Genomic DNA, 15,691 nt, shown 5'->3' on the forward strand with positions numbered 1-15,691 from the left:
TATCGCCCGCGATATCATTTTAGGGATATGATCGTCGTCGATGCCAACGTCGTGCTCGGCGCGCTGCGATCACGCAACGGAGCATCCCACGTCGTGCTGCGGGGGCTGCTCACCCGCCGGTTTTCGTTCGCGCTCTCGCCCGCGATGGTTTTCGAGTACGAGGATGTCCTCAAACGTCCGGGACTGCTGGGTCCCACGCCCTGGATCGACGAGGCCGGGATCGACACGATCTTGGATGCCCTGTGCGCGACCGCCGTCCTGACCCTGCCCCGGTTCCGCTTCAGGCCGTTCCTGGACGATCCGAAGGACGACCTCTACGTCGAATGCGCCCTCGCCGCCGGAGCCGAGTTGATCCTGACCCACGATCGCCACTTCCGAAAGCCGGTCCTGTCGGCTTTCGGCCTTCAGGCGATGACCCCGCAAGCCTACCTGACCCGCTGACTGACACGAGGATGGGCCATGCCGAACTTCGCACTCCGCCTGCCCGACCACGTCATGTCCCAGGCCAAGACAGCCGCTGATGAGGACAACGTTTCCATCAACCAGTTGCTCGTCGCCTTCATCGCGGAGGGGCTGGGCCACCGTCGCGGCCTGAAGGCGCTCCAGGCGCGGGCCGAGCGTGCCGACGTGGACGCGGCCCTGGCCCTGCTCGACGGGGCTCCCGACGTCCCGCCCGAGCGGAAGGACCGCATGAGGCCGAACCGATGAGTGGCTTGGCTGTCCGCGAAGCCTTCGTCGTCGACGACCTCACCAAGGCGGCGCAGCGCAAGGCCGCCGATCCCCGCGCCTCGGCCTGGGTCTCGGCCAATGCCGGCGCGGGCAAGACCAAGGTCCTCACCGACCGGGTGGTGCGGCTGCTCCTCGATGGGGCGCCGCCCGCCCGCATCCTCTGTCTCACCTTCACCAAGGCGGCGGCGGCCAACATGTCGATCCGGGTGTTCCGGGTGCTCGGCCGCTGGGTGACGCTGGACGACGCCGCCCTGTCGGCCGAACTCACGGAGCTCACGGGAGCGCGTCCCTCGCGAAAAACGCTGCAGGTGGCCCGGCGCCTGTTCGCCCGCGCGGTCGAGACACCGGGCGGCCTCAAGATCGAGACCCTGCACGCCCTCTGCGAACGCCTGCTGCACATGTTCCCCTTCGAGGCGAACGTGCCGGCCCGCTTCGTGGTGCTGGACGAGACGCAGGCCGCGGAGGCGTTCCAGATCGAGACGGGGAACGTGCTGGCCGATGCCATCGGCGGCGGCCATCCGGATCTCGGCGAGGCCCTGGCCATCGTGGGTCCCGAGGCGACGGGGGACGCCCTGCGCAAGGCGATCCGCAGCGCCATGCGGGCGCGGGACGTGCTCGACAGCCGCTTCGGCCTCGACGGTCCCTTCGCTGCGCTGGCCGACACCCTCGGCGTCCGGCCCGGCGACAGCGCGGCGGCGATCGAGGTGCGCATGCTGGACGGGGGGCTTGGGGATCTCGCCGCCCTCGCCGGCCGCCTGCGCACCGGCAAGGCCACCGACGACGGCATCGCCGACCGGCTGCTCGCGGTGGCGGCGGCGGACTCGCCCGCCGAGGCGCTGGAGACCTATCTCTCCATCTTCTTCACCAAGGAGGGAACGCCCAAGGCCGACAAGAGCCTCGGCACCAAGGCGGTGCCGGAGGACGACAAGCAGGCCCTGCGCGACGAGCGCGACCGGCTGGAGCCGCTGCAGGACACGCTCCGCGGCGTCCGCGCCCTGGAACGCACCCGCGCCCTCTTCACCCTCGCCGGGGAGATCCACCGCCGGGTCGAGGCCCAGAAGGCCCGCCTCGGCGCCCTCGATTTCGACGACCTGATCCACAAGACCCTCGACCTCCTCGGCCGGGTCGATTCCACCTGGGTGCTGTACAAGCTCGACCGCGGCGTCGATCACGTGCTCATCGACGAGGCGCAGGACACCAACCCGCACCAGTGGGAGATCCTGCGCCGCATCACCGCCGAGTTCGCCTCCGGCGAGGGCGCCCGCGAGGTTGCCCGGACCCGCTTCGCCGTGGGCGATCCGAAGCAGTCGATCTACAGCTTCCAGGGGGCCGAGCCCCGCGAGTTCGAGACCACCCGGCGCGCCTGGCAGCGGGCGGCCGCCGGCGCCGACCTCGCTTTCGAGGACGTCCACCTGAACCTGTCGTTCCGCTCGGCCGGCGGCGTCCTGCGCGCGGTGGACGCCACCTTCGCGATCCCCGAGCACTACGACGGCCTGTCCTTCGAGGACGCGGCCGTCGGCACCACTCACAGCACCGCCCGGGCCACGGCGCCGGGCACCGTCGAGCTCTGGCCCATCGAGGAGCCGGCGGAGGAGCCCGAGCCCGACGCCTGGGCCGCCCCCGTCGACGCGCCGGAGACCAACGCGCCGGCCATCGTCACCGCCCGCCGGGTCGCCCGGGCGGCCTTGGCCTGGATCACCACCGGCGACGAGACCGGCCGGGTCTGGCGCCCGGGCGACATCCTCATCCTGGTGCGCAAGCGCTCGGCGGCCTTCGAGGAGGTCATCCGCGCCATGAAGGCCCTGGGCGTGCCCGTCGCCGGCCAGGACCGCCTCGACATCGCCGCCCACATCGCCGTCAACGACCTCGTGGCGGTGGGGCGCGCCGGGCTCCTGCCGGCCGACGACCTGACCCTGGCCGGGGCCCTGAAGACGCCCCTCGTCGGCTTCAACGACGACGACCTCGTGCGGATCGCGGCCCGCCGCGACCTGCACGAGACCCTGGAGGATGCGCTCGCCCGGCACGCCGCCGCCGGCGACCCGGCCGCGATCCGAGGACATGCGGCCCTGACCTCCTGGATCGCCCTGGCGGCCTGCGAAGGGCCGTTCGGCTTCTACGCCGCGCTGCTCGGCGCGCGGGGCGGCCGGCGCGCCCTGGTCTCCCGCCTCGGCGGCGAGGCCGGCGACGCCATCGACGTTTTCCTGATGACCGCGGCCCAGGCCGAGCAGGCGCCCGACGCGCCCTCCCTCGGCGGATTCCTCGCCCGCTACGACACCGTGCCGGGGCGCGGGGAGGGCGGCCACACGGTCAAGCGCGACCTCGATTCCGGCCGCGACGAGGTCCGGGTGATGACCGTCCACGGGGCGAAGGGGCTGGAGGCGCCGGTGGTGATCGTCATCGACGGCTGCGAGGCCCTGGGGCGTAACGACCCGCCGCTCCTGCCGCTCCTGCCGGGGGCGCAGCGCTTCGGCCAGGGCGCCGCACCGCTGCCGCCGATCTGGGCCGGGGCCAAGGCCGGCGATTGCGAGGCCGTGACCCAGGCCCGCGCCACCCTGCAATCCCGGTCCCGCGAGGAGCACAACCGCCTGCTCTACGTGGCGATGACCCGTGCCGCCGACCGCCTCGTGATCGCGCCCTATCGCGGGCACGAGGCCCCGAGCGAGGCGGCCTGGTGCGAGATGATCCGCACCGGCCTGGAGCGCACCTTCGGGGCCGGGGAAGTCCTGGATACCTCCTACGGCCCCGCCACCCTGTGGCGCGACGGCGGCGCGGCGGAGCCGGCGGCTCCGGCCGCCGCCGCGCCGGAAGAGCCGCCCGCGCTGCCGGCCTGGCTGGAGGCACCCGTCCCCGTGGAGGTCGAGGCCGCCCCTCCGGTGACGCCGTCCGGCGCCCTCGGGGCCGCCGACACCCGCCGGGAGCCGGGCCAGCGGCAGGCCGACAGCGAGGCGCGCCGGCGCGGGACCCTGATCCATTCCCTGGTGGAGCACCTGCCGCGGATCGAGCCCGCCCAGCGGGAGGCTGCCGCCACCGCCTTCGTGCGCGCCCGCGCCCCCGGCTTCGACCGCGCCAAGCAGGCCGCCATCGTGGCTGCGACCCTGCACCTGTTCGGGGAACCGGACCTCGCACCGCTCTTCGCGCCGGAGGCGCGGGCGGAGGTGACGCTGTCGGGGCGGGTCGTGGTCGGCGGCGTCTCTCGCCCGGTCTTCGGCCGCGTCGACCGTCTGGCGATCACCGAGGACACGGTCTGGGTCGCGGATTTCAAGACCGGCCGGTCCCCGCGGGACGGGGCACCGCTGCCGCGGGCGGAGGCCGGGCAGATCGCCCTCTACGCCGCGCTCCTGGCGGAGATCTATCCGCGCCACCGCGTGGTGCCGATGCTGGTCTGGACCTCAGGCCCCGTGATCCGCCGGCTCGATGCCGAGGCGGTCGCGGCCGCCCTCGACGCGCTGGCGCAGAGGGCGGCGTGAGCGCGGGAGTTCTGTCGGGTTCATCCCGAACCAGACAGGCTCTCAGGGTCGCCCCTGGCGTTTGTCTTGTCGGGAGAACGGGTTCCCGCTGATCCCCGACAACTCTAGCGCCGCCCGCCGGCGGCCCGCTTCTGCGGCGCCGGCGTGCCCGAATCCTCGTCGAAGAGTTCGGCGAGCTTCTCGGTCATCGCGCCGCCGAGTTCCTCGGCGTCGATGATCGTGACGGCACGGCGATAGTAGCGCGTCACGTCGTGGCCGATGCCGATGGCCAGCAGTTCCACCGGCGAGCGGGTCTCGATATCCTCGATCATCCAGCGCAGGTGGCGCTCCAGATAGTTGCCCGGGTTCACGGACAGCGTCGAATCGTCGACCGGCGCGCCGTCCGAGATCACCATCAGGATCTTGCGCTGCTCGGGCCGGGCCAGGAGCCGCTTGTGGGCCCAGTCCAGCGCCTCGCCGTCGATGTTCTCCTTGAGCAGGCCCTCGCGCATCATCAGCCCGAGGTTCTTGCGCGCCCGGCGCCAGGGCGCGTCGGCGCTCTTGTAGACGATGTGGCGCAGGTCGTTGAGGCGGCCCGGGGTGTTCGGCTTGCCCCCGGCGAGCCACGCCTCCCGCGACTGCCCGCCCTTCCAGGCCCGCGTGGTGAAGCCCAGGATCTCGACCTTGACGCCGCAGCGCTCCAGCGTGCGCGCCAGGATGTCGGCGCAGGTCGCCGCCACGGTGATCGGCCGCCCGCGCATCGAGCCGGAATTGTCCAGCAGCAGGGTCACGACGGTATCGCGGAAGTTCGTGTCCTTCTCGCGCTTGAACGAGAGCGGCTGGAACGGGTCGGTGACCACGCGCACGAGGCGGGCGGGGTCGAGCTGGCCCTCTTCGAGGTCGAAGTCCCAGGCGCGGTTCTGTTGGGCCAGGAGCCGGCGCTGCAGCCGGTTGGCCAGGCGCCCGACCACGCCCTGGAGATGGGCGAGCTGCTTGTCGAGATAGGTGCGCAGGCGCGCCAGCTCCTCCACGTCGCAGAGATCCTCGGCGTGTATGATCTCGTCGAAGCGCGGATTGAAGACCTTGTATTCCGGGCCGCGCGGCTCGTTGGTCCGCTGCGACGGCGGACGCCAGGCCTCGGAGGCTTCCTCGGAATCGGCGTTCTCGGCCTCGTCCGGCAACTCGCCCGAGGGGGCGTCGGCCGCCTCGGTGGCGCCCTCCTGCAGCTCGTCGGTGGCCTCCTGCGAGGTCTCCATCTCGGAGCGGTCGCCCTGGGACTGCTCCTCGGCCTCGCCCTCGCTCGGGGTCTGCTCGTCGTCCTGGGCCTCGTTCTCGTCCTCGTTCTCGTCGTCCTCGGGGTCGAACGGCGTCTCGTCCGCCATGTCGAGGGAGGTGAGGAGGTCGCGCACCGAGCGGGCGAAGGCGCGCTGATTCTCGATCGAACCGATCAGCCCGTCGAGATTCGCGCCGGCCTTCTCCTCGATGTGGGGGCGCCAGAGATCGACGATCTTGCGCGCCGCATCGGGGGGCGCCGCGCCGGTCAGGCGCTCGCGCACCATCAGGGCGACGGCATCCTCCATCGGGGCATCGGCCCGGTCGGTGATGTCCTCGTACTTGCCGCCGCGATGATAGCGGTCCTCCAGCATCGCCGAGAGGTTCGAGGCCACGCCGGCCATGCGCCGCGAGCCGATGGCCTCGACGCGGGCCTGCTCGACCGCGTCGAAGACCGCCCGGGCGCCGGCATTCTCCGGCGCCAGCCGGCGATGCACGGCGACGTCGTGGCAGCCGAGCCGCAGGGCCATCGAATCGGCGTTGCCGCGCAGGACCGCGACGTCTTCCGGAGTCAGCTTGCGCGGCGGCTCGGGCAGGCGTGCCTTCTCACCCGTCAGGGCCGGGCGGTCGCTGGCATAGACCACCTCGATCTCGGAGCGCTTGGCGATGGCGCGCAGGCAGCCCGCCACCGAGCGCTTGAGCGGTTCGGCGACGGGCTCGCGCCGGTCGCCGGGCTTGCGGTTGGAGATCGACATGCGGGTCGACGGTTTCCTCGAAACGGACGGACGGGGATCAGCTCAGGGCGACGTTCGAGGCGCTCTCGGGCAGGTCCTTGCCGAAGGCGCGCTGGTAGAACTCCGCCACGAGGGTGCGCTCCAGCTCGTCGCACTTGTTGAGGAAGGTCACCCGGAAGGCGAATCCGATATCCTGGAAGATGTCGGCGTTCTCGGCCCAGGTGATGACCGTGCGCGGGCTCATGACGGTGGAGAGATCGCCGTTCATGAACGCGTTGCGGGTCAGGTCGGCCACGCGGACCATGCGGTTGACGATGTCGCGGCCGCCGTCGCGCTGGTAGTGCAACGCCTTCGACAGCACGATGTCGACCTCGCGGTCATGGGCGAGGTAGTTCAGCGTGGTGACGATCGACCAGCGGTCCATCTGGCCCTGGTTGATCTGCTGGGTGCCGTGATAGAGGCCGGACGTGTCGCCGAGGCCCACCGTGTTGGCCGTGGCGAAGAGGCGGAAGGCCGGGTGCGGGCGGATCACGCGCTTCTGGTCGAGGAGCGTCAGGCGCCCCGACAGCTCCAGTACGCGCTGGATCACGAACATCACGTCGGGCCGGCCGGCATCGTACTCGTCGAAGACCAGGGCGACGTTGTTCTGCAGGGCCCAGGGCAGGATGCCGTCCTGGAAGGCCGTCACCTGCTTGCCGTCCTGCAGCACGATCGCGTCCTTGCCGACGAGGTCGATGCGCGAGACGTGGCTGTCGAGGTTGATCCGGATGCAGGGCCAGTTCAGGCGCGCCGCGACCTGCTCGATATGGGTCGACTTGCCGGTGCCGTGGTAGCCCGTGACCATCACGCGGCGGTTGCGGGCGAAGCCCGCCAGGATCGCCAGGGTGGTCTCCCGGTCGAAGATGTAGTCCGGATCGAGGTCCGGCACGTGCTCCTCGCTCTGCGAGAAGGCCGGGACCCGGAGATCGAGGTCGATGCCGAAGGCCTCTCGGACGGAGACTTCCCGGTCGGGGAGCGAGGCGGGCGAGACGTCAGAAAGCATAAGGACCTCGTCGGGGCGCGGGTGCCGTGCGGGTGTCACGGAACACGCGGGCTGTGTCGGGCTTCGGGGTCTGGCGGTCCGGTTGGGGATGAACCGCGCGCGACCGCCATCTAAGGGTCGACGCCGGGCGGCGCCAAGGGGTGTGTACGCTGCATATAGGGCCTCGTCCGGCGATTGCCGCCCCATCCGGAGCAGGGGAGCCCCGGAAAACGTGCATCGATCGTGCCGGAACCGCGCCGGCGCAGCGATCGGCCCGTCAGCAGAGCCCGGCGGCGCGCAGGGCATCGTGGGCCCGGATGATGTCGCGCAGGCGCTCCTCGAACGAGCGGTCGCCGCCATTGGCGTCGGGATGGAAGCGCTTCACCAGGGTCTTGTACTGCGCCTTGATGGCCGCCGAATCCGCGTTCTCGTCAAGGCCGAGGACGTCGAGGGCCTTGAGGGTCGCCGCCGAGTGCCGGGGCCGGCGCGGCTCGGGCGCTGCCTTGCGCCGGGCGGTCTCGCCGACGCCCTCGGCGCGCAGGATGTCCAGCGGGTCGACGTAGGCCCAGTCGCGCTTGGGCGCCGCCTTGCCGCGCTCGCCGGCGGTGGCCGGGTTCACGCCCATGGCCCAGGTCGGGCGATGCCCGATGATCGCGTCCTTCTGGAAGGCCTGCACGGCGGCATCGTTCATGCCGTCGAAGTAGTTGTACGTGGCGTTGTAGGCGCGCACGTGGTCCATGCAGAAGCGCCAGTACTGCCCCTCCGCCTTGCGGCCCTTCGGCGCGCGGTAGAGCCCGGGGTTCTTGCACCCGGGGGTCTCGCAGGTCTGGGTCGCGGCCGTCTTCGGCTCGTCGCAGGACGGCTTGATGCGAATGCTGTCGAACAGGGGCGAGTTGAGATCCATGATGGGGCGATTATGAGGGGGCGGGTCGGAGACACAAGTGCGGCGGGCCTGATGCCGCATGCGATGTTCGGGGGTTGACGGGCGGGACCGGACGCCGGCGTCCGACCCCGAGACGACAACGAGGAGATGCCCGCGATGACCGAGACCGTGACCCTGAAGGACTGGATCACCGACAAGCTCCAGGCGCAGCTGGCGCCGCAGGACCTGGCGGTGATCGACGAATCACACCTGCATGCGGGCCATGCGGGGGCGCGGCCCGAGGGCGAGACGCATTTCCGACTGGACGTGGTTGCGGCCGCCTTCGAGGGCAAGAGCCGCGTCGAGCGCCATCGCCTCGTCAACGCCGCCCTCGAGCCGGCCTTCCAGCGCGGGCTCCACGCCCTGGCGGTGCGGGCCCGCACGCCCGCCGAAGCGTCCTAGACGCGCATCCTGCGAGAGATCCCGCCGTGGCCCTTCAGTGCACGCCCCACATCGCCATCGACGAGGCGGAGCTGGAGGAGACCTTCGTGCGCGCATCGGGGCCCGGCGGACAGAACGTCAACAAGCTCTCGACCGCCGTGCAGCTGCGCTTCGATGCACGGCGCTCGGCCTCCCTGCCGGATGCGGTGGCCGTGCGCCTGATGCGGCTGGCCGGCCGCCGCCTCACCGTCGACGGGGTGATCGTCATCAGCGCCCAGCGCTTCCGGACCCAGGACCGCAACAGGGCCGATGCCCGCGAGCGGCTGGCCGAACTGGTGGCCGAGGCGGCGGTGCCGCCGACGCCCCGGCGCGCCACGCGTCCGACGCTCGCCTCGAAGAAGCGCCGCCTCGACGAGAAGTCGAAGCGGAGCGCCACCAAGCGGCTGCGCGGGAGCGGGGGAGCCGATTAGCCCGCCGATCAGATCTGGGCCGCGGCCGCGCCGTCCGGCGGATGCCGCTCCACCTCGCCGCTGACGTAGCGGCTGCCCGGCTTCACGATCGTCAGGACGAGGGCGATGACGGCCAGGAGCGCCGAGAGCGCGGCCGGGAACAGGAACGCATCCTCGCCGTAGCGCATCTGCAGGAAGCCGCCGATCACCGCGCCGGTGCTCAGGGCCGCCCAGAGGGGGGCCTGGATCCAGAACGAGGGCGCCACCGTGCCGAGCATGAGGTTGGCGAGCCCGGTCCCGAACCGCACCACGGCGCCGGTCACGTAGGTGAGCGCGAGGCTGCGCCCGCCCTCGTCCTGCAGCGTCGCGTTCTGGAGGCCGAGCGCGATGACGATCGGGTAGGCGTGGAGCGGGAAGGCGAAGGAGCCGTGCGGGATGATGAGCCCGATGGTCAGGAACACGGATTGCAGCAGGAGCAGCACCGAGAGGCGCCAGCGCCCGACCCAGGCGGCGATCAGGGTGCCGGCGAAGGCGCCGAAGCAGAACAGCACGATGACCGAGGCGACGCGGGACGTACTCTCCCAGTCGAAGCGGCTGACCGAGACGCCGAATCGGGTCGTGTTGCCGCTCATGAACGACATGAACAGCTGCGAGAACTCGAGGAATCCGATCGAATCGGCGCAACCGGCCACGGCCGAGAGCGCCAGCGCGAAGGGGATGCGCGTCGCGGCACTCGCCGGAAACGACTTGTTCTGCGTCTCTGCCATAGGTTTGCTATCCTCCGTCCCGTGTGGCGGCTGAACTACGGTGGCGTAAGGCCGATACGCCCGGTGCAGGGCCGGACCTCGACGTCAGGTCACGGGCGGGGTGCGCCGATGCGTCCGGGGCAACAGTCACGCTCCCGTTTGGTTCAACCGCGTCGTGCGCTAGCGCTCAAGGGGTGCAGCGGACACGTGAACGTGACCGCTGCCGGGCCACGATCACCCGGCCAGGGACGTCGGCGCCGTTCTCGCGCCGCACGACGGCCGGTTCCGCGCGTTCCAGGTCGAGGCCCGCCGCCGCCAGGGTCTCCCGCACCAGCGCATCGCCGTGGGCGTAGCGGGCGTCCGCCCCCAGGATCAGCCCGTCGCCCGGATGGGACTGCACCGTGAAGGCGAAGCGTCCGCCGGCCCGCAGGACGCGGGCGCTGCCGGCGACCATCCCAGAGAAGTCGCCGACATAGATCATCACGTCCGCGGCCGTGACGGCGTCGGCCGAGGCGGGGGACTCGGCGGCGAGCGCCGCCATCAGTTCGCCCTCCACCAGCCGGTGATAGAGGCCGCGCCGCCCCGCCTCGGCCAGCATGCCGGGCGAGAGATCGATCCCGGTCAGGTGCTCCGGCCGGCCCGCGAGGGCGGCCCCGACGAGGCCCGTGCCGCAGCCGAGGTCGATCACCCGCCCGAGGGAGGCCCCCGGCTCCGCCGTGGCATCGAGCGCGTCGGCGACGAGCGCGTGCCCGCGATAGGACAGGCCCTCCACGAGGTGGCGGTCGAAGCGCGGCGCGTAGGCGTCGAACAAAGCCCGGACGTAGCCCGGCGAGATCGCGGTCACCGCGTCGCCGGCGCCGATGCGGACCAGGGCGAGGCGGGCGCCCTGCGCATCCGCGGGGTCGATGTCGAGGGCGGCGGCGTAGGCACGCAGGGCCGCGTGGTGGTCGCTCGCCCGGCCGTTCCGGGCGAACCGGGCCTCGCGGGCGCGGCCCAGCAGGAACCAGGCCGGGGCGAAGCGGGGGGCGATCTCCAGGGTCTGCTCCGCCATCTCGGCGGCGCCGTCCGGGTCGCCGTCGTCGAGGCAGCCCTGGGCGTAGGCGTAGCGCCGGTCGGCGCGGAGGTCGCCGGAGGTGATCGTGCGGGACATGTGGCTGCGAATGGGCCTCGGGCGCCCTATATGCCGCGCCGATGAGTTTCAGCGCCAGCGATCTTCTCACCCTGACCCGCGAGGGCCTGTACTGCCCCCTCGGCGGCTTCCACGTCGATCCGACCTGGCCGGTGCCGCGCGCCCTGATCACCCACGGGCATGCCGACCACGCCCGGGCCGGCCACGGCCGGGTGCTGGCCACGGGCGAGACCCTGCGCATCATGGCCGTGCGCTACGGGGCGGATTTCTGCACGAGCCGGCAGGAGGCGCCCCTCGGACAGGCGATCCGCATCGGCGACGTCACCGTGCGCTTCGCCCCGGCCGGGCACGTGCTCGGCTCGGCCCAGATCGCGATCGAGGCGCAGGGCGTCCGGGTCGTCGTCTCGGGCGACTACAAGCGCGCCTACGACCCGACCTGCCTGCCCTTCGAGGTCGTGCCCTGCGACGTCTTCATCACCGAGGCGACCTTCGGCCTGCCGGTGTTCCGGATGCCGGACACCCGCGACGAGGTGAAGAAGCTCCTCGAGTCCGTGGCCCTGTTCCCCGAGCGCGCCCACATCGTCGGCGCCTACGCGCTCGGCAAGGCCCAGCGCGTGATGGCGCTGCTGCGGGAGGCCGGCTACGACCGGCCGATCTACCTGCACGGCGCGATGGAGAAGCTGACCGAGCTCTACAAGCAGGAGGGCATCCCGCTGGGCGAGACCCCGAAGGTGGTGGCGGCCGAGCGGGCCAAGCTCCACGGGGCCATCGTGCTCTGCCCGCCCTCGTCGATCCAGGACGTCTGGTCGCGCAAGTTCCCCGACCCGGTGACCTCCTTCGCCTCCGGCTGGATGCGGGTGCGCGCCCGCGCGCGCCAGAAGGGCGTCGAGCTGCCCCTCTGCATCTCCGACCATTCCGACTGGCCCGATCTCTGCCGCACCATCCTGGAGACGGGAGCCGGAGAGGTCTGGGTCACCCACGGGCAGGAGGACGCCCTGGTGCACTGGTGCGGGACGCAGGGGATCAAGGCCAAGCCCCTGCACCTGCTGGGCTACGGGGACGACGGGGAGGCCGAGCCGGCCGCCGCACCGGAGGAGGCCGCGTGAACGACTTCGCCCACCTCCTCGACCGCCTCGCCTACGAGCCGCGCCGCAACGCCAAGCTGCGTCTGCTGCAGGACTATTTCGCCCATGCCCCCGACCCGGAGCGCGGCTACGCCCTCGCGGCGATGACGGGCGGCCTGACGTTTCGCGAGGCCAAGCCCGCGATGATCCGCGGCCTGGTCGAGGCGCGCATCGACCCGGTGCTGTTCCAACTCTCGCACAACTACGTCGGCGATCTGGCCGAGACCACGGCCCTGATCTGGCCGGCGCCCATCGTTGCGGACGGCGAGCCGGTCGTCGGCCCCGGCCACAACAACCCGCCGCCGCACGTGCCGACGCTGGCCGAGGTGGTCGAGACGCTGGGCACCGTGAAGAAGGCGGACCTGCCCGCCCGCATCGCCGAATGGCTCGACGCCCTGGACGAGACCGGGCGCTGGGCGCTCCTCAAGCTCATCACCGGCGCGCTCCGGGTCGGCGTCTCGGCCCGTCTCGCCAAGACCGCGATCGGGGCGCTGGGCGGCCACGAGGCCGATGCCGTCGAGGAGGTCTGGCACGGGCTGGAGCCGCCCTACGCCACCCTGTTCGCCTGGGTCGAGGGCCGGGGCGAGCGGCCCACCACCCTGAACCCGGCGCCGTTCCGGCCGCCGATGCTCTCCCACCCCATCGACGAGGACGGCGATTTCGAGAAGCTCGATCCGGCCGCCTTCTCCGGCGAGTGGAAGTGGGACGGCATCCGCGTCCAGCTCGTCGGCGGCCGCGACGAGGCCGGCGGGCAGGTCGCCCGGATCTACTCGCGCACCGGCGAGGACATCTCGGGGGCCTTCCCGGATCTCGCCGAGGCCATCACCTTCTCGGGCGCCATCGACGGCGAGCTGCTGATCCTGCGCGAGAGCCGCGTGCAGAGCTTCAACGTGCTGCAGCAGCGCCTGAACCGAAAGGCCGTGACCCCGAAGCTGCTGGAGGAATTCCCCGCCCATGTCCGCGCCTACGACCTGATGCAGGCCGACGGCGAGGACCTGCGCCCGCTGCCCTTCACGGAGCGCCGGGCGCGCCTGGAGGCCTTCGTGGCAGCCCTCGACCATGCCCGGATCGACCTCTCGCCCCTGGTGCCGTTCGAGACCTGGGAGGATCTGGCCGCGGCCCGCGCCGACCCGGCCGCCGTGGGGGCGGGCGAGGATGCCGACGCCATCGAGGGCATCATGCTGAAGGCCCGCGACAGCGCCTACCTGCCCGGGCGCCCCAAGGGGCCGTGGTGGAAGTGGAAGCGCGAGCCGTTCCGGGTCGACACCGTGATGATGTACGCCCAGCGCGGGCACGGGAAGCGCTCGTCGTTCTACTCCGACTACACCTTCGGGGTCTGGCGCGCGCGCGAGGACGGCAGCCCCGAACTGGTGCCCGTCGGCAAGGCCTATCACGGCTTCACCGATGCCGAGCTGCAGAAGCTCGACCGCTACGTCCGCAACAACACCACCAAGCGCTTCGGCCCGGTGCGCGAGGTCGCCTACGGGCTCGACCACGGCCTCGTCCTGGAGATCGCCTTCGAGGGCGTGCAGCGCTCGACCCGGCACAAGTCCGGCGTCGCCATGCGCTTCCCCCGGGTGGCGCGCATCCGCTGGGACAAGCCGGCGGCGGAGGCCGACCGGATCGACGCCCTTGAGACCATCCTGGCCCGGGGCGAGCGCGAGATCGCGCCGGGCGAGACCCTGACGGAGGCGCAAGGATGAGGCGTTCGGGGAAGATCGGCGCCCTGGAGGGGTTCGCCAGCGGCAGCACCGAGCGTCAGGCGGGCGCGACGCTCACGGTGTCGACGCCGGGCCAGGGCTTCACCGACATCACCCGGGCGGTGGCGGAGTTCCTCGGCCGCAGCGGCGTCGCCACCGGGCTCGTCACCGTGTTCTGCCGGCACACCTCGGCCTCCCTGACGATCCAGGAGAATGCCGATCCCGACGTGCAGACCGACCTCCTCACCGCCCTCGACGGTCTGGCCCCGCGGCACGCCGGCTACGTCCACGGCGCCGAGGGGCCGGACGACATGCCGGCCCATATCCGCACGATGGTGACGGATTCGGCCCTCGGCGTGCCGGTGCGGGGCGGGCGCCTCGCCCTCGGGACCTGGCAGGGGATCTACCTCGTCGAGCACCGCGACCGGCCGCACCGCCGCGAGATCGTCCTGCACGTGGTCGGCGCCTGAGGGCAGGGCGGATCAGCGCCGGATCAGCACCACGCCGGCAATGAGGAGCGCCACGCCGAGCGCGCGGGGCGCGTCGAGCTCGCGCTGGGCGAGGCCGAGCCAGCCGAAATGGTCGAAGGCCACCGAGGCCAGCATCTGGCCGGTGACGAGGAGCGCCAGGAAGGTCGCCGCGCCGAGCTCCGGGACCAGGATCGTGGCCAGAGCGATGAAGACCGCGCCGAAGAAGCCGCCGCTCCAGCCCCACCACGGGATGCGCGCCGTCAGGCTCGCTGCCGGTAGCGGGTCGCGCAGGGCCAGGGCCAGCACCACCATGGACAGGAGGCCGACGAAGTAGCTCGCGAAGCCCGCCCAGGCGGAGGAGTTCAGGGCGATCCGCAGGTTCGCGATCAGCGCCTGCTGCACCACGATGCTGGCGCCCGCCATCACGGACAGGGCCACGGGAAGCAGGAGGTTGAGCATCGGCCTGGCACCTGTTGGGGGACACGGGCGCCTTGACAACCATTCCACGGCCATGCCGTCAAATGACGGATCGGCGCGTTTCCATGCGAGCGAGGCATGATCAATCCCGGCCATCTCGATCTCTTCCGCGCGGTGATGCGCCATGGGGGGATGACCCGCGCCGCCGCGGCCCTGGGGATCGGCCAGCCGCACGTGAGCCGGGCCATGGCGCAGCTCGAGGCCGAGACCGGCCTGTCGCTCTTCCTGCGCGGCCACGGCACCGCCCGCCCGACGCCGGAGGGGGAGGCCTTCGCCCGCGAGGTCGAGCGCAGCTATGCCGGCCTCGACCATCTCCGCGACGCCGCCCGGCAGATCCGCGAGCTCGGCACCGGCCCCCTGCGCGTCGCCTGCCAGCCGTCCCTGGCCTCCCGCCTGCTGCCGCGGGCGATCCGGCGCCTCGTAGCCGAGCATCCCGGCGCCCGCGTCGCGGTCCACGTACCGAGCCCCGACACGATCTGGGCCTGGACCGCCTCGGGCCGGTGCGACCTCGGCCTCGCCCGCCCACGCGCCGGCCATGCGGGGGTGACGGCCGAACGATTCCTGACGGTCGACGCGGTCTGCGCCCTGCCGCGCCGGCATCCCCTGGCGCGCCGGCGCGCCGTCACAGTCGCGGACCTGGCCGGCGAGAGCCTGATCGCCGGCGGCCCGGGCCTGTTCCAGGAGGCGGTGGAGGCGCGGTTCGCCGAGGCCGGATACGTGCCGCGCTTTCCCCTGATGGCGCAGTACACGGCGGCCCGCTGCGGGCTCGTGGCGGAGGGCCTGGGCCTCGCCATCGTCGATCCGGTCCCGGCCGGCGAACTCACGGGCCTGCCGATCGTGCTGCGCCCGTTCCGGCCGGCCCTGCCCATCGAGACGATGCTGGTCCGCCCGACGGGCCAGCCCCCGGGCCGCCTCGCGGAGCGCCTGGTCGCGTTCCTGCGCCTGGAGCGCGACGCGCTGGCATCGGCCCGTGCCGAGGATGCAGCGGGACCGGTTCGGGCCGGAGAGGGCGACTAGGCAGCGGGTCCGCGCGCCCCGGACCGGCTCTCGAAGCCCCGGGGATCCACTGCCGATCCGTCCCCGATCCCCGA

At 72.2% G+C, this 15,691-nt stretch carries 15 protein-coding genes; 9 read left to right on the forward strand and 6 right to left on the reverse strand.

The window, feature by feature from the left end:
• The first annotated feature begins 27 nt into the window (after nt 1-27).
• From AC1MGR_RS04975 to addA, 3 genes are read left to right on the forward strand one after another with little or no spacing between them, the layout of a single operon-like run.
• On the forward strand, nt 28-441 hold the full coding sequence (locus AC1MGR_RS04975) for a PIN domain-containing protein (protein WP_480233854.1): 414 nt from the start codon (nt 28-30) through the stop codon (nt 439-441).
• An 18-nt stretch (nt 442-459) separates the two neighbouring features.
• Complete coding sequence (locus tag AC1MGR_RS04980; RefSeq protein WP_108038360.1) at nt 460-708, forward strand: hypothetical protein; 249 nt, start codon at nt 460-462, stop codon at nt 706-708.
• Nucleotides 705-4,196, forward strand: a complete 3,492-nt coding sequence (gene addA / locus AC1MGR_RS04985; protein ID WP_480233855.1) for a double-strand break repair helicase AddA — start codon at nt 705-707, stop codon at nt 4,194-4,196. Before AC1MGR_RS04980 ends, addA begins: the two co-directional genes overlap by 4 nt.
• 104 nt (nt 4,197-4,300) lie before the next feature.
• Here addA and cobT read toward each other — a convergent pair whose 3' ends face one another.
• The 3 genes from cobT to AC1MGR_RS05000 form a co-directional block, all read right to left on the reverse strand.
• Nucleotides 4,301-6,202, reverse strand: coding sequence for a cobaltochelatase subunit CobT (cobT, locus tag AC1MGR_RS04990; RefSeq protein WP_108038363.1), 1,902 nt, complete (start codon nt 6,200-6,202; stop codon nt 4,301-4,303).
• 37 nt (nt 6,203-6,239) lie between these two features.
• On the reverse strand, nt 6,240-7,223 hold the full coding sequence (cobS, locus tag AC1MGR_RS04995; protein WP_108038365.1) for a cobaltochelatase subunit CobS: 984 nt from the start codon (nt 7,221-7,223) through the stop codon (nt 6,240-6,242).
• Between the two features lie 256 nt (nt 7,224-7,479).
• Entirely contained in the window at nt 7,480-8,106 is a 627-nt protein-coding gene (locus AC1MGR_RS05000; protein ID WP_055947709.1) for a J domain-containing protein, read from the reverse strand.
• A 135-nt stretch (nt 8,107-8,241) separates the two neighbouring features.
• Here AC1MGR_RS05000 and AC1MGR_RS05005 point away from each other — a divergent pair, with 135 nt between their 5' ends.
• Nucleotides 8,242-8,526: a BolA family protein gene (locus AC1MGR_RS05005; protein ID WP_480233856.1), complete on the forward strand. Its 285-nt coding sequence runs from the start codon at nt 8,242-8,244 to the stop codon at nt 8,524-8,526.
• Between the two features lie 26 nt (nt 8,527-8,552).
• The gene (gene arfB / locus AC1MGR_RS05010; protein WP_108038368.1) at nt 8,553-8,975 is read left to right on the forward strand and encodes an alternative ribosome rescue aminoacyl-tRNA hydrolase ArfB; all 423 of its coding nucleotides are present in this window, start codon (nt 8,553-8,555) and stop codon (nt 8,973-8,975) included.
• Between the two features lie 8 nt (nt 8,976-8,983).
• Here the strand turns inward: arfB and AC1MGR_RS05015 are convergent, their stop codons facing one another.
• A complete protein-coding gene (locus tag AC1MGR_RS05015; RefSeq protein WP_108038370.1) occupies nt 8,984-9,721 on the reverse strand; it encodes a YoaK family protein in 738 nt (245 codons plus the stop codon).
• Nucleotides 9,722-9,887: 166 nt separating this feature from the next.
• Complete coding sequence (locus tag AC1MGR_RS05020) at nt 9,888-10,850, reverse strand: class I SAM-dependent DNA methyltransferase (RefSeq protein ID WP_480233857.1); 963 nt, start codon at nt 10,848-10,850, stop codon at nt 9,888-9,890.
• 41 nt (nt 10,851-10,891) lie between these two features.
• Here AC1MGR_RS05020 and AC1MGR_RS05025 point away from each other — a divergent pair, with 41 nt between their 5' ends.
• From AC1MGR_RS05025 to AC1MGR_RS05035, 3 genes are read left to right on the forward strand one after another with little or no spacing between them, the layout of a single operon-like run.
• Nucleotides 10,892-11,935 (forward strand): ligase-associated DNA damage response exonuclease, encoded by a 1,044-nt coding sequence (locus AC1MGR_RS05025; RefSeq protein ID WP_480233858.1) that lies wholly within the window; start codon nt 10,892-10,894, stop codon nt 11,933-11,935.
• Entirely contained in the window at nt 11,932-13,656 is a 1,725-nt protein-coding gene (locus AC1MGR_RS05030; RefSeq protein ID WP_480233859.1) for a cisplatin damage response ATP-dependent DNA ligase, read from the forward strand. Before AC1MGR_RS05025 ends, AC1MGR_RS05030 begins: the two co-directional genes overlap by 4 nt.
• Nucleotides 13,653-14,123: a secondary thiamine-phosphate synthase enzyme YjbQ gene (locus AC1MGR_RS05035; RefSeq protein ID WP_480233860.1), complete on the forward strand. Its 471-nt coding sequence runs from the start codon at nt 13,653-13,655 to the stop codon at nt 14,121-14,123. Before AC1MGR_RS05030 ends, AC1MGR_RS05035 begins: the two co-directional genes overlap by 4 nt.
• Before the next feature lie 12 nt (nt 14,124-14,135).
• Here AC1MGR_RS05035 and AC1MGR_RS05040 read toward each other — a convergent pair whose 3' ends face one another.
• The gene (locus AC1MGR_RS05040; protein WP_480233861.1) at nt 14,136-14,582 is read right to left on the reverse strand and encodes a DMT family transporter; all 447 of its coding nucleotides are present in this window, start codon (nt 14,580-14,582) and stop codon (nt 14,136-14,138) included.
• Nucleotides 14,583-14,678: 96 nt separating this feature from the next.
• Between AC1MGR_RS05040 and AC1MGR_RS05045 the strand changes: the two genes are divergently transcribed.
• The gene (locus tag AC1MGR_RS05045) at nt 14,679-15,617 is read left to right on the forward strand and encodes a LysR family transcriptional regulator (protein ID WP_480233862.1); all 939 of its coding nucleotides are present in this window, start codon (nt 14,679-14,681) and stop codon (nt 15,615-15,617) included.
• Nucleotides 15,618-15,691: the final 74 nt, after the last annotated feature.

It is taken from the genome of Methylobacterium sp. BI1 (assembly GCF_056680125.1).